The organism is Cohnella hashimotonis (assembly GCF_030014955.1).
In the GTDB taxonomy this organism is placed as follows: domain Bacteria; phylum Bacillota; class Bacilli; order Paenibacillales; family Paenibacillaceae; genus Cohnella; species Cohnella hashimotonis.
Map to the genome: position 1 here is coordinate 6,234,109 of NZ_JAGRPV010000001.1, position 12,449 is coordinate 6,246,557.

General features: G+C 62.6%; 12 protein-coding genes. 5 read left to right on the forward strand and 7 right to left on the reverse strand.

The features are described 5' to 3' along the window. Positions 1-12: 12 nt before the first annotated feature. Both KB449_RS25015 and KB449_RS25020 read left to right on the forward strand, forming a co-directional pair. Positions 13-1,026 carry an LCP family protein gene (locus tag KB449_RS25015; protein ID WP_282910965.1) on the forward strand — a complete coding sequence of 338 codons (1,014 nt, stop codon included), beginning with the start codon at positions 13-15 and terminating at the stop codon, positions 1,024-1,026. A gap of 113 nt (positions 1,027-1,139) precedes the next feature. Beyond that, on the forward strand, positions 1,140-2,474 hold the full coding sequence (locus KB449_RS25020) for a glutamate-1-semialdehyde 2,1-aminomutase (protein ID WP_282910966.1): 1,335 nt from the start codon (positions 1,140-1,142) through the stop codon (positions 2,472-2,474). Between the two features lie 157 nt (positions 2,475-2,631). Here KB449_RS25020 and KB449_RS25025 read toward each other — a convergent pair whose 3' ends face one another. After that, positions 2,632-3,000 carry a winged helix-turn-helix transcriptional regulator gene (locus tag KB449_RS25025; protein ID WP_282910967.1) on the reverse strand — a complete coding sequence of 123 codons (369 nt, stop codon included), beginning with the start codon at positions 2,998-3,000 and terminating at the stop codon, positions 2,632-2,634. 138 nt (positions 3,001-3,138) lie between these two features. Between KB449_RS25025 and KB449_RS25030 the strand changes: the two genes are divergently transcribed. Both KB449_RS25030 and KB449_RS25035 read left to right on the forward strand, forming a co-directional pair. Further along, entirely contained in the window at positions 3,139-4,035 is an 897-nt protein-coding gene (locus KB449_RS25030) for an alpha/beta fold hydrolase (RefSeq protein ID WP_282910968.1), read from the forward strand. After that, positions 4,032-4,544, forward strand: coding sequence for a dihydrofolate reductase family protein (locus KB449_RS25035; protein ID WP_282910969.1), 513 nt, complete (start codon positions 4,032-4,034; stop codon positions 4,542-4,544). Before KB449_RS25030 ends, KB449_RS25035 begins: the two co-directional genes overlap by 4 nt. 86 nt (positions 4,545-4,630) lie before the next feature. Here KB449_RS25035 and KB449_RS25040 read toward each other — a convergent pair whose 3' ends face one another. From KB449_RS25040 to KB449_RS25065, 6 genes are all read right to left on the reverse strand, one after another. Next, a complete protein-coding gene (locus KB449_RS25040) occupies positions 4,631-4,957 on the reverse strand; it encodes a hypothetical protein (protein ID WP_434082521.1) in 327 nt (108 codons plus the stop codon). Positions 4,958-5,065: 108 nt separating this feature from the next. Further along, on the reverse strand, positions 5,066-5,902 hold the full coding sequence (locus KB449_RS25045) for an inositol monophosphatase family protein (RefSeq protein WP_282910970.1): 837 nt from the start codon (positions 5,900-5,902) through the stop codon (positions 5,066-5,068). A gap of 137 nt (positions 5,903-6,039) precedes the next feature. After that, positions 6,040-6,858, reverse strand: coding sequence for a sulfite exporter TauE/SafE family protein (locus KB449_RS25050; protein WP_282910971.1), 819 nt, complete (start codon positions 6,856-6,858; stop codon positions 6,040-6,042). A 229-nt stretch (positions 6,859-7,087) separates the two neighbouring features. Continuing rightward, positions 7,088-8,128 (reverse strand): UV DNA damage repair endonuclease UvsE, encoded by a 1,041-nt coding sequence (uvsE, locus tag KB449_RS25055; RefSeq protein WP_282910972.1) that lies wholly within the window; start codon positions 8,126-8,128, stop codon positions 7,088-7,090. A gap of 159 nt (positions 8,129-8,287) precedes the next feature. Continuing rightward, complete coding sequence (gene nagA, locus KB449_RS25060) at positions 8,288-9,496, reverse strand: N-acetylglucosamine-6-phosphate deacetylase (RefSeq protein ID WP_282910973.1); 1,209 nt, start codon at positions 9,494-9,496, stop codon at positions 8,288-8,290. Further along, on the reverse strand, positions 9,486-10,640 hold the full coding sequence (locus KB449_RS25065) for an ROK family protein (protein ID WP_282910974.1): 1,155 nt from the start codon (positions 10,638-10,640) through the stop codon (positions 9,486-9,488). Before KB449_RS25065 ends, nagA begins: the two co-directional genes overlap by 11 nt. 264 nt (positions 10,641-10,904) lie before the next feature. Here KB449_RS25065 and KB449_RS25070 point away from each other — a divergent pair, with 264 nt between their 5' ends. Beyond that, positions 10,905-12,107: a right-handed parallel beta-helix repeat-containing protein gene (locus tag KB449_RS25070; RefSeq protein ID WP_282910975.1), complete on the forward strand. Its 1,203-nt coding sequence runs from the start codon at positions 10,905-10,907 to the stop codon at positions 12,105-12,107. Positions 12,108-12,449: the final 342 nt, after the last annotated feature.

The following is a 12,449-nucleotide window of genomic DNA, read 5'->3' on the forward strand; positions in this document are numbered from 1 at the left end:
GGGAACATGAGGATGCCCAGTCAGCCGCGAAAAAAAAGAAGATGGCCCCTCTATACGGGTCTCTCCATATTAGTGGTCATCATTGCCTTTGCTACCTGGTACTTCTACAATACTTACCACGCGCTCGAGCAGCTGGACAAACCGAAGGAAGACTCGATTTTCAGCAACGTGCCGGAGAAGCCCGAGGAGCAGCCGCCCGAATGGACCGGCTCCGAACGCGTCAACGTCCTCCTTATGGGCGGGGATAACCGGGGACTCACCAAGGGTGAAACGCCTCGATCCGACTCGATGCTCATCGCTTCGTTCGACCCGACGACAAAGAAGGTTCATCTTTTCTCGATCCTGCGCGATACGTACGTGAAAATTCCGGGACATGGCTCGGATCGGCTCAACGCGGCGCTCTCGATCGGCGGCCCTAACCTGTCGATGAAGACGATCTCCGAATTGACCGGACTTGATATCCAGTATTTTGTGTACGCGGATTTCCAGGGCTTCATCAAGCTGGTGGACGCGATCGGCGGCGTGGACTTCTACGTGGAAAAGGACATGGACTACGAGTCGGCCGCGGACAAGCATCTGTTCGACATTCACCTAAAAAAAGGACAGCAGCACCTCGATGGCGACCATGCGCTGCAGTATGTCCGGTTCCGCCACGACAAGCTCAGCGACTTTACGCGGACCGAGCGCCAGCGCGCCTTCCTCGGCGCGGTGGCCGACAAGCTGCAGTCCGGATGGAATCTGATCAAGCTGCCGACCATTTTGAACCAGGTGGTGCCTTATATCGAGACCAACATGTCGGTCAACGACATGTGGAAGCTCGCCAGCCTCGGCTACAAGTCGCACCAGGCGGGCTCCGCGCAGCTGCCGCCGATGGACAACCTGGTCGAGCAGAACAAAGGCGGCTCGACGATCGGCATCCGCGACGAGGACAAGCTGCGCGAGTACATCCAGGAAGTGCTCGCCTCGGATACTTCCGCCGCTTCGCCATCGCCTTCGGGCTCCGTGTCCGCAAGCGCCACGCCATAACCGTCCTTACCGGGGACCGCCGATTCGGCGGTCCCTTGACGTTTGCCCCCAACCGCACCTTACCCCAATACCCCATTATCCCATTATCCCATTCGCTCAGGAGGTCACCGTACATGTCCGATTATAAGCAAACATCGCACCCAAGACCCGAATCCGCGCGCCTCTACGAAGAGGCCCAGCGCCATATCGTCGGCGGCGTCAACAGCCCCTCCCGCTCCTTCAAGGCGGTCGGCGGCGGCGCGCCCGTGTTCATGCAGCGCGCCGAAGGCGCCTACTTCTGGGACGTCGACGGCAACCGCTACCTCGACTACCTGGCCGCATTCGGCCCGATCATCGCCGGTCATGCGCACCCGCACATCACCGCGGCGATCGTGCGCGCCGCGCAGAACGGCACGCTGTACGGCACGCCGACCGAAGGCGAAGTTACGCTCGCGCGCATGTTGAAGGAGGCGATCCCTTCGCTGGATAAGGTACGTTTCGTCAACTCGGGCACCGAAGCCGTCATGACGACGATCCGCGTCGCGCGCGCCGCCACCGGCCGCAACAAGATCGTCAAGTTCGCCGGCTGCTACCACGGCCACTCCGACCTCGTGCTCGTCGCTGCGGGCTCGGGTCCCTCGACGCTCGGCATCCCCGACAGCGCGGGCATCCCGGTCAGCATCGCGAGCGAAGTGATCACGGTGCCGTTCAACGACACCGAAGGGCTCCGGCTCGCGCTTGAGGCCTGGGGCGACGATGTCGCGGCCGTCATGGTCGAGCCGATCGTCGGCAACTTCGGCATGGTCATGCCGAAGCCGGGCTTCCTCGAAGCCGTGTGCAGCATGGCTCGCGCGGCCGGCGCGCTCGTCATTTACGACGAGGTCATCACGGCGTTCCGGTTCCACTACGGCACGACGCAGACGTACGCGTCGGCGTTCCCGGACCTGGCAGCGATCGAGCCGGACCTGACGGCGCTCGGCAAGATCATCGGCGGCGGACTGCCGATCGGCGCCTACGGCGGCCGCGCCGAGATTATGGCGCAGGTTGCGCCGCTCGGCCCCGCCTACCAGGCGGGCACGATGGCAGGCAACCCCGCCTCGATCGCGGCGGGCATCGCCTGCCTCGAGGTGCTGCGCGAGCCGGACGTCTACGCGCGCATGGAGGCGCTCGGCACGCGCCTTGCCGACGGTCTCCGCGAATCGGCAGCGCGCAATGGCGTGCCGCTGACGGTCAACCGCATCGCAGGCGCGATCTCGACCCACTTCTGCGACCATCCCGTCACGAACTACGACGAGGCGCAGGATACCGACGGCGACCGCTTCGCGGCCTTCTTCCGCGAGATGCTGTCGCGCGGCATCTATCTGGCGCCGTCCAAGTACGAGGCGTGGTTCCTGACGACCGCGCATACGGACGCGGACATCGACAGGACGCTCGAAGCGGCGGACGAGAGCTTCAAGGCGATCAAGTAACCGTAGCGTCTAGCGCACAAGCGCTATTACGAAGGAACCCACCTGCTTGAACGAAAAAAAACCGCACAATTAATGCGCGGTTCATGCTCATCGCAAAGAACCGCACAACCTCTGTGCGGTTCTTTTTCGCTCGCATACAAACATCCGAATCCGATTCTTATTCGGACGCCGCCGTGACGAGCGGCGCTTCCGTCCCTAGCTCCGCCAGTCCACAGGGAGCCTCCGCCCGCGCCCATTCGCTCATCGCGGCGAATATCGGCTGCAGCCGGCGACCGCTGTCCGTGAGCTCGTATTCGACGTGCAGCGGGACGCCGGGATACAGCGTACGTGTCACGATCCCCTTCTCTTCCAGCATCCGCAGCCGGTCGGTCAACGTCTTCGGGCTAATGGGATGGAGCGAACGCCTCAGTTCCCCGAACCGCTTGACGTCGTTGAACAGATCGCGCAGCAGCGGCAGCGTCCATTTGCCGTCCAGAATCTCCAGCAACGGTTCAATCGTGCCTTGGCATGCCTGATCCGGTTTCATAGGATATCGCCCTCCGTAGTTCATTTTATGAAACTATTGCACTTAAATGTAACTACTTTTCAAATGTACCATAAGCCTTTAATCTGTGTACAGGGTTGATCGAGCGCGCGATCGACAACCGGGAAAGGAGGCGCGAGCATGCAAAGACCATTCGAAGTCGATCCCGCGGAATATCCGTTCGAGGATCGGTGGCTGGCGTACCGGGACGGCGCCATCCACTACGTGGACGAGGGCCGGGGACAGACCGTTCTGCTCCTGCACGGCAATCCCACCTGGTCTTATCTTTATCGCAACGTCATCAAGACGCTGCGTGGCGAATGCCGCCTGATCGCGTTGGATTACCCCGGCATGGGGATGTCCCGCGCGCCGTCCGGCTACGGCTATACCCCTCAGGAGCATTCGGAAGCGCTCGGCGAGCTGATCGCGTCGCTCGGTCTGAAGGACATCGTCCTGGTCGTCCAGGACTGGGGAGGTCCGATCGGTCTGAACTATGCGGTACGCAACAGGGACAACGTTCGGGGCATCGTGCTCATGAATACGTGGGCTTGGCCCGCCAAACTGGCGGCGATGAAGCTCTTCTCCGTCGCAATGGGCGGCTGGCCCCTCGGCTATTGGCTGCAGACCAGACGCAACTTTTTCGCACGCAAGATTGTGCCGAGCGGCATCCATCAGGCCGACAAAATAACGAAGACACTGACGAAAGCCTACACGGATCCGTACCCGACGCCGGCGTCGAGAATGCCGACCTGGATGTTCCCTCGCAGCATCCGCAAAGCGCGGAATTGGCTCGCAGGCATCGAAGCCGGGCTTCCGGCCCTGGCCGACCTGCCCGCCCGGATCGTCTGGGGAGCGCGGGACAGCGCGGGGTTCCCGCTTGCCGAGATGCGTAGATGGCAGAGCTACTTGAAGAAAAACGAAACTGAGATATTGGAAGACGCCTCGCACTATGTTCAGGAAGATCGGCCCGACCGCGTCGCGGCGAACATACGGAACGTCCTCGAACAAATTAAAATTCAATCGGAGGTCAAAAGATGAAAACCATATTATGGGCAACGTTGACGGCAAACGGAAATTACGCGCAATCGGGTCCTGAAAATCCCCCCAAGCCGGAGGCGCTGGGCGACTTCGCCGCGCAAGCCAAAGCAGCGGGCAACTTCATCGTAGGCCGGCGGACATACGAGGCAATGGCGGGCAACGGAGGCGGAGGCGGCCCGTTCGCGGATCTCGACATCGTCGTCGTCTCCGCAAGCGCGAAGGAGCTGCCGGGCGCCACGACCGCGAGTACGCCCCAAGAGGCGCTGGATTATCTTCGAGACAGAGGGCATTCGACAGCGCTGTTGTCCGGCGGCGGAGCGCTTCATCAAGCCTTTCTCGGCCAAGGGCTCGTCGACGAGCTCATCTTCAATATCGCCCCCGTACTGGAGGGCAAGGGATTGAACATCCTGCTCGATAATGAGAAATATACGTACCAAGACGTCACTTTTGTCGAATCCAAGTTGCTCGGAGGCGGCGTCGTGCAGCTTCGGTACGCGCTGGCGCGTTAAGGGCGTTCGTTCGATCGGAAGCCCCGCCCGCTCGCACGATGCGCACGAACAAAAAGACGGCCCGGAGGCCGTCTTTTCTCGTAATTTCACTCGGACTTGGCGCGATCGTCGTACCGCCCGTCCGCTTCCTTCGCCAGCTTGCGGTATGCCGCCGTCTCTTCGGCGACGGGATCCCGCTCCGTCTGAATCCGGATCTCCCAGCGGGGGGACAGGCGCGAGAGCGCTTCCTCGTTCGGATCGCCGGCCGCAGGCTTTCCTTCGGTCAGCTGCCTTACGAGCTCGGCCTCCGCGCCGGACATAAAAGCGGCTTCGTCGTCGACGTATTCCTCGGCGGCCCGCGCGGCCAGTCCTTCCGGACGCTCCGGCAGCGGCTGCGACTGGTCGAATCTTCCGTCCATTCGGTCTTCGCGCATCGTAGTCGCTCTCCTTTCACAGGTAGCATGATCCATAAGCCATACTCTCATGTACCCCAAGCGGGATCAAATGCTTAAGTGTCGAATCGATACCGCGCGCCAAGACGCTTAAGCGTCCGCAAGCGCCTTCAACAATTCGTCGTGAATCGCGCCGTTGCTGGCGGCGATATCGCGAACCCCGAGCGAGTAAGGCTGTCCGTTCTGGTCGGAGACGACGCCGCCGGACTCCGCTATCATCAGCGCGCCCGCCGCCAGATCCCAGGCGTTCAGGCCGACTTCCCAGAAGCCGGTGAGCCGTCCCGCGGCTACGTACGCCATGTGAAGCGCGGCGGAGCCTGAGCTGCGGATGTTGCGAACTTGCGGCGCGAGCGCCAGCGTCTGCTTGAGATTGCGCGGCAGCGCGGAAATATGGTCCGCCGGGAAGCCGGTGGCCAGCAGGCTTTGCGCGAGTCCGGGCTCGGCCGATACCTGCATGCGTTTGCCGTGAACATAGGCGCCCTTGCCTTTTTCGGCGACGAACAGCTCGTCTCGCGATGGATCGTAAATGACGCCGACGATGACTTCGCCGCGATACGCCAGCGCGATCGACACCGAGTAGAACGGAAACCCGTGCACGTAATTCGTCGTGCCGTCCACCGGATCCACGATCCACAGGTACTCGCTGCCGCCCATTTTGGCGATCGACTGCGCGGAAGCCTCCGGTCCCGGCTCTACCCCTTCTTCGCCTAGAAAAGAGTGCGTCGGGTAATGCGTCGCCAGCAAATTGCGGATCAGGCGCTCGGAGCCCTTGTCCACTTCGGTGACGAGATCGTGCTTCGAAAATTTAAGATCGGGCGCCGCAAATTGCCCGATCCTGCTCTTGATCCACTCGCCCGCTTTGGACGCGCAGTTGATCGCGACGGCCGTGAAGCTCTTGCCCCCGATCGTATTCGGACTGTCGTTCATATCCTCATCCCTCATTACGCATTATGAATTCGTATGGCTCTCGACCGCTTGTCTACCGTTGATCTCTCTAGTTATACGCGACGGCGCCGCAGAGCGTTCCGGCGCTTGGCCACACCCTTTGAAGGAAGGGCCGACAGCTACATCTCGCTCGCGCCCTTGAAGATCAGATACCCGGCCATGATCAGCAAGGTTACCCGCAGCAGCCACATCAGCTGCGGACCTGACAGCCTCGAAGCGATCGCCGCGCCGACCCGGCCGCCGATGAGCGCGCCCGGCGCAAGCGCCAGAAACAGCGGCCAATCGATGTTGCCGTTCCACAAATGCACGGTGCTGCCCAATATGGAAGACAGAAATATGACGAACATCGAGCTTGCGGTCGCGACATGCGGCGGAAACCTGAACAAGATGACCATGATCGGGACGAATAACGAACCACCGCCGATCCCGAACAAGCCCGAGCAGAGCCCGACGGCGAAACCGATCGACAGCGCCAGCGGCAGATTGTAGCCGTATTCGCTAACGGTTCCCGCGCCGTCCGTGAACGATCGCTTGATCGGCCAATCGATGCGCAGCGGCTTCATCCGCTCGCGGGCCAGCATCAAGCCGAACATGGCGAGCATGAAAAGGCCGAACGCCAGCTGGAACGGCCCCTGCGGGATGTAGTCCGTCACCAGCGCCCCGATCATGGCGGCGGGCCCGCTGGTCGCGAAGAAGAGCCATCCGCTGCGAAAATCGACTTTGCCCTGCTTGCGATACGTCCAGGTAGACGTCAATGCCGTGAAAATAAGCACGGCGAGCGAGGTGCCGACAGCCGTCTGCGACGACACCTCTTCTCCGAGCAGGCTCGGCCCCAGGAGCACGAGCGAGGGCACGATGATGATGCCCCCGCCGAGTCCGACGATGCTGCCGAACAAAGCGGCGACGATGCCAATTAGTACAAGGATAGCCGTGGACAACTGAGATTCTCCCTACTAAGTCATGTCGATTGGATTCACTTTATTATACCTGCATCCCGCGCTGGAAGCGAAGCGCCTATTGTCGGATATTCGGAAATGACCAGCCGTGTGCCGGGAATCGATTGGGACACAGCGGTCGCGATCTGCGCGGGTGAAGAAGAAAGGCTGCGGGTTGCGGGACCGTGAGGGCGCTGTTCGGCGTTATCGCGGCGATTATGCGGCACTCCGCTCATCCGATCTCCACGCTGGCCCCGTCCACGATCCGGATATCGCCGGCACCGGTCTCGGCGGCTGTGCGAAGCTCGTCCATCAGCTTGAACAGCGCCTCGTCCTTGCGCTTCGCCTCGATCATCACGTCGACGGCCGGCGTCGAGCCGGCGATCGCGCGGAGGAAAGAGAGCAGCGGCTCCAAGGACACATGGTCGGCGTGTCCCCGCGGGTCGGAAGCGCTTTTGGGAGTGGAAACGTGGATTTTGGGCGGCAGCGGCGCGTAAGGCGGCGTCCCGTCAGCACCAGCGCCTCCCTCGCGTTGGAGTCCGTTCCACCCGAAGTCCCGCCAAGTGCGCTGTACCCGGTCCCAGAGCGATTCGGGCGCGATGGCGTCCGGGTTGTTGACCGCATGATGATGAATGTCGAGCACCATCGGGACGCCCGCCGCCTCGCTGATCGCGAGCGTCTCGGCCGCCGTAAACGTCTTGTCGTCGTTCTCTAGCGTCATCCGGCGGACAATCCTCGGCTCTAGCGCGCCGAATTGCGCCAGAAATCGCCGGCCCGCCGACTCCTTGTCGCCGTAGGTGCCGCCGACGTGGATGTTGCACGTCGCCCGCTCGTCCAGCCCCATCAGTTCGAACATCCGGACATGATGGTTCAAGTCCTTGATCGAATTGCGCAGCACCTCCGGCCGCGGCGTGCTGAACACGGTGAAGTGGTCCGGGTGAAACGAAACGCGGATGCCCGTCTCGCGGATATAAGCGCCGAGCGCGGCAAAGTCGTCCGCGAGGATCGCATACGGATCCCAGTCGGCCAGCGCGTCGTGCGTCACGAGCGGAATAAGCTTGGACGTGAGGCGGTAGAGGTGGATGTCCGAGTATTTGCAGTGGCTGAGCAGCCGCTGCGTATGCTGCAGGTTCTCCTGCGCGATGCGGGCAAGCCGGAGCAGCGCGCCTTCGCGGTCCGGCAGCTTGCTGAAGTTCGTGTAGGTCATCGTGCGCGACGGGGATGCGTTCTCCAGCAGCACGGACATGGCGACAAAGCCGAACCTGACGAGCACGGAACCGCCTCCTTTTACCATGAAGTGTACCCCGCGCGGACGCCGCCCACCCATGCGATAGCCATTTATGCGTAAAAAAAACGCCACCCCGCCAAGCATCGCTGCTAGAACGGAGTGACGCGAACTGTAGAGGAATGCCGCAACTTGTGACGCAGGATTTCATCCGATCGGACTGTCCGCCGCTTTCTTCGAATAGACCTCCCGCCCCCGCACATAGGTGGACTGCAGCTCCAGCGCGCCGTTCAGCACGAGAAAATCGGCGTCCATCCCCGCCTCCAGCATCCCCTTGCGCCCCGATACGCCGATCTGCCGGGCCGGGACCTCCGTCAGCGAAGGCAGCACCTCCGCAAGCGGACGGCCGGTGAACCGCAGAACGTTTCGCAGCGCCTGAAGCATCGTGAGGCTGCTTCCCGCAAGACTCGAACCATCCTTCAGCCACACCTGCCCGTCCTTCATCGTCGTGTCCCCGTATTCCCCGTCGGGCAGTCCGGCGCAGTAGACGGCGTCGGTAATGACGCATACGCCGCGCGCTCCCTTGACGTCGTACAGCAGCTTGACCGCATCCGGATGGACGTGGATACCGTCGGCGATCAGCTCCGTTGTCAGTTCCGGGCACAGCAGTCCGGCGCCGGCCACGCCCGGCTCCCGGTGGTGGAAAGGGCTCATGCCGTTGAAGTGATGCGTCGTCTGCGCAGCCCCGCGCCGGATCGCCTCCCGCATCTGCGCGAGCGTAGCGTCGGAATGGCCGACGGACAAGGTGACGCCCGCCCGGGACAAACGCTCGGCCGCCTCCATGCCGCCCTCGATCTCGGGCGCGAGCGTGACGATCCGAATGAGGCCGCCCGCCGCCTCGAGATAGCGATCCAACTCGTCCGGACTTGCGGGGCGAATATTCGCCTTGTCCTGCGCGCCGCAGCGAATCGGGTTCAGAAACGGGCCCTCCAGATGTACGCCGAGCAGCTCCGCGCCTTCGAGGCCCCGTCCCGCAGCAGCCTGCGCGACGTTATGAAGCGCGTCCAGGATCTCCGCCTCGGCGGCCGACTCCGTCGTCGCCAGAAAAGAAGTCGTGCCGTGCGACGCATGATACAGGCTCATTCCGTTCAAGCCTTCGTAGGTGGCGTCCATGGCCTGCCAGCCGCCCCCGCCGTGGACATGCTGGTCGATCAAACCCGGAATCACGACGCCTCCGCCCAAATCGAGGAGCCGCGCCCCCGCGGTCTCCAGCTCCTCGGCATCCAGTTCCGCGCCGCCGATCGCTTCGATCCGTCCGTCGGCGCCGATCAGCATGCGCCCGTCCTCGATCGTCCGCGCGCCCGCGTAGATCGTTCCGTTCATCGCCAGCAGGCGTCTGCCGCTGCTATTCGTCATGTATGCCGCCTCTCTCTCCGGTCCAGTTCTCGATTGCCAAGCGTACGGCGCCGACGAGACCCGCCTTGTCCCTCAGCTTGCCGGACACCACGGCCGGTCTCCACTCCGCTTCGGGAATGTGCACGGCCAGTTCGTCGCGGATCGGTTGCAGCAGATAGTCGCCCGCAGCGGCCACGCCTCCCCCCACGATGATCCTCTGCGGATCGACGGCAAAGGCGAGCGCGGCAAGCTTGCGGCCGAGCGCGCGGCCGGCGAACCGGAAGATATCTGCCGCCACGGCGTCCCCCGCCTGGCATGCGAGGAAGACGTCGAGCGCGGTAATCGGACGCTCGGTCCCCGCCAACACCGTAGACTTGCCGCTTCTCACAGCCTCGGCCGCCAGTCGGGCAATGCCCGGCGCCGAAGCGATCGTCTCGAGGCAGCCCCGCTTGCCGCAGTTGCAAGGCGCATCCAGGCCGTCCACGCGGTCGTGCCCGATCTCGCCGGCCAGCAGGCGGCTCCCTCGTACCAGGAAGCCGTTCGTCATTATGCCCGCCGACAGCCCCGTTCCCACTGTGATGCACACCAGGTCGGCGCAGCCTTGGCCCGCTCCCGCCGCGGCCTCCCCCAAAGTATAGAGCCTGACGTCATTGTCGATATAGACCGGCGCTCCCAGGCGGCGGCTCATGGCTTCCGCGAAGCGCACGTTTTTCCAGCCCATGTTGGAGGCGTCCAGCGCCATCCCGCTAGCGGTATCCACCCAGCCGGGCACGCCGAATCCGGCGGCGGCGATATCGCGGTACCCGTGCGCCAGCGCGAGCGCCTGGATCTCCTGGCCAAGCCGCTCGATGAATTCGGCCGGATCGGACGTCGGATGCCGCGGGTCCGCGCGCATCGTCGCAAGCCGCCGCTCGCCGAGCGGCAGCCCGCGCTCGTCGAAGAGCCCGATCACCGTGTTCGTCCCGCCGATATCCGCGCCGATAAAGGCTTTGCCGGCGATTACTTCCCCCGCCATTCCTTCCTTGACGATTCCTTCCCCCGTCATTCCTTCCCCGGCGATTCCTTTGCCCGCAGTCCATTTCTCCGACATCCTGTCCTTCGACATCCTGTCCTTCGACATCCTGTCCTCCGACATCCCGCAATCCGTCACGCCTGTCTCCGCCATGCCTGCCGCCCCCGACGCGCGAACGCCTAGTATAGCTTCCATCGTAGACCGAATCGGACTTGGGGCAAACGGGCCGATCTTAATTTATACTGCGAAACTTTTATCCTTCGCTCCCCGGCCTTCGCAGTTGTCCCGACAGCCGGCATGGCCTCGGAATGATTAAAATTCACCCAGTAAAAAACGCGATCGCCTCATCGCCGCAAAGCTGCGTCTGGAGTAGACTGGACTGGACCGTAAGGGATTCTCTACAAGGAGCTGTATCAGATGGAGAAAATCGTCATCGAAGTCGGAACCTCGTCCGCGGCAGGCGGGGCCGCCCGCGCCATTCAATCGGCGATCGATTATGCGGCTAATCTCGGAGGCGGCACGGTCAAGCTCGCCGAAGGCGTCTACGCGCTCGACGGCACGCTGCATCTGCGTTCCCGCGTGCGGCTCGAGGGCATCCCCGGCAAGACCGTACTGCTGCAGGGCGAGGAGCGGCTCTCCGCGCTCGCGTGCGATGCCGACCGGCACGAGAGCCAGGCCGCGGTCTTGCATCCCGGCCGCTTCGAGATCGGACAGACGGTGACGATCCGCAAAGCCGACTCGAGCATGCTGTTCGGGGATACGGTCGCCGTCGTCGTCGGCAAGGCGGGACAGGTTCTGCATCTCGACCGCGAACTGCACGCGACCGTGCTGCTCGACGACGGAGGCATCGTGACGACGCAATCGCCCGTCGTCGCCGCCTACGACTGCGAGCGGATCGAGCTGTACGGCCTGACCGTCCGGGGCAACGAGGAGGCGGTTACGTTAGCCGAGGGCTGCCGCAGCGCGGGCATCTACCTGTACGGGGTCGCGGATGCGCGCATCGAACGGTGCACGGTGCGTGACTATAAGGGAGACGGCATCAGCTACCAGCACTGCGCGGACATCGTCGTCGAGGATTGCGATTCCGTCGGCAACGCCGGCAAAGGCATTCATCCCGGCAGCGGCACGGTACGCACGCGGATCGTGAACAGCCGCTTCGACGGCAACGCCTTGGACGGCATCTTCCTCTGCTGGCGCGTGCAGGACAGCGTGGTGGAAGGCTGCACGGCCGTGGGCAACGGGATGAACGGCCTGTCCATCGGGCACAAGGACATCCGCAACGTCATCCGCTTCAACCGTTTGTCGGACAACCGCTATTACGGCATCTTTTTCCGCAACGAAAAAGAACCGATGTCGCCCAGCTACAACCGGATCGAGGGGAACACGCTCGAAGACAACGGCTCGGAGGACATGGGCTACATCGGCATTCGAATGCGAGGTTACACGCACGACGTGGAGCTCGTGTCGAACCGGATCTCCTTTTCCAAAGCGCCGCCGGAGCGGACGATCGGCATCTGCCTGGAGCCGCATACGTCGAGAATCACGCTCGGAGACAACAAGTTCGCGGGCTGCGCGCTGCGGACGCACGACCACTGGCTGCCCGACGGCCGGCATGATTAGTGAAGAAAACCGTCAGGGGAAGATCATCCTGACGGTCCATTTAGGTTAGCGGATATCCGTAACTTGAGTCGCACGGAACGGCTGTCGACGGCTCGTCAGACAGCCGTTCCGATGGGCCCGCGTATCGTCGCCCGCGTCGTTCATTCGCTGCAACGCCTGCAAATTTACATCTTTTTTTGACGATATCGACCCTTTTGTAAAGAATAGATGCCAAAACGCATTTATTTTCCATCGTCAGCCGGATTTCCGGGTCGCGCCTGGAATTTACCTGCATATTTGCAGGCATTTTATCAAGGGTCGCAAGCCGGCCGAAAATACATGTACAAATGCATTTTTGGGGGC

Coding starts and splice junctions, on each gene's coding strand:
- KB449_RS25015 (WP_282910965.1), top strand. CDS start 13: ATGCCCAGTCAGCCGCGAAAAAAAAGAAGATGGCCCCTCTATACGGGT.
- KB449_RS25020 (WP_282910966.1), top strand. CDS start 1,140: ATGTCCGATTATAAGCAAACATCGCACCCAAGACCCGAATCCGCGCGC.
- KB449_RS25025 (WP_282910967.1), bottom strand. CDS start 3,000: ATGAAACCGGATCAGGCATGCCAAGGCACGATTGAACCGTTGCTGGAG.
- KB449_RS25030 (WP_282910968.1), top strand. CDS start 3,139: ATGCAAAGACCATTCGAAGTCGATCCCGCGGAATATCCGTTCGAGGAT.
- KB449_RS25035 (WP_282910969.1), top strand. CDS start 4,032: ATGAAAACCATATTATGGGCAACGTTGACGGCAAACGGAAATTACGCG.
- KB449_RS25040 (WP_434082521.1), bottom strand. CDS start 4,957: ATGCGCGAAGACCGAATGGACGGAAGATTCGACCAGTCGCAGCCGCTG.
- KB449_RS25045 (WP_282910970.1), bottom strand. CDS start 5,902: ATGAACGACAGTCCGAATACGATCGGGGGCAAGAGCTTCACGGCCGTC.
- nagA (WP_282910973.1), bottom strand. CDS start 9,496: ATGACGAATAGCAGCGGCAGACGCCTGCTGGCGATGAACGGAACGATC.
- KB449_RS25065 (WP_282910974.1), bottom strand. CDS start 10,640: ATGGCGGAGACAGGCGTGACGGATTGCGGGATGTCGGAGGACAGGATG.
- KB449_RS25070 (WP_282910975.1), top strand. CDS start 10,905: ATGGAGAAAATCGTCATCGAAGTCGGAACCTCGTCCGCGGCAGGCGGG.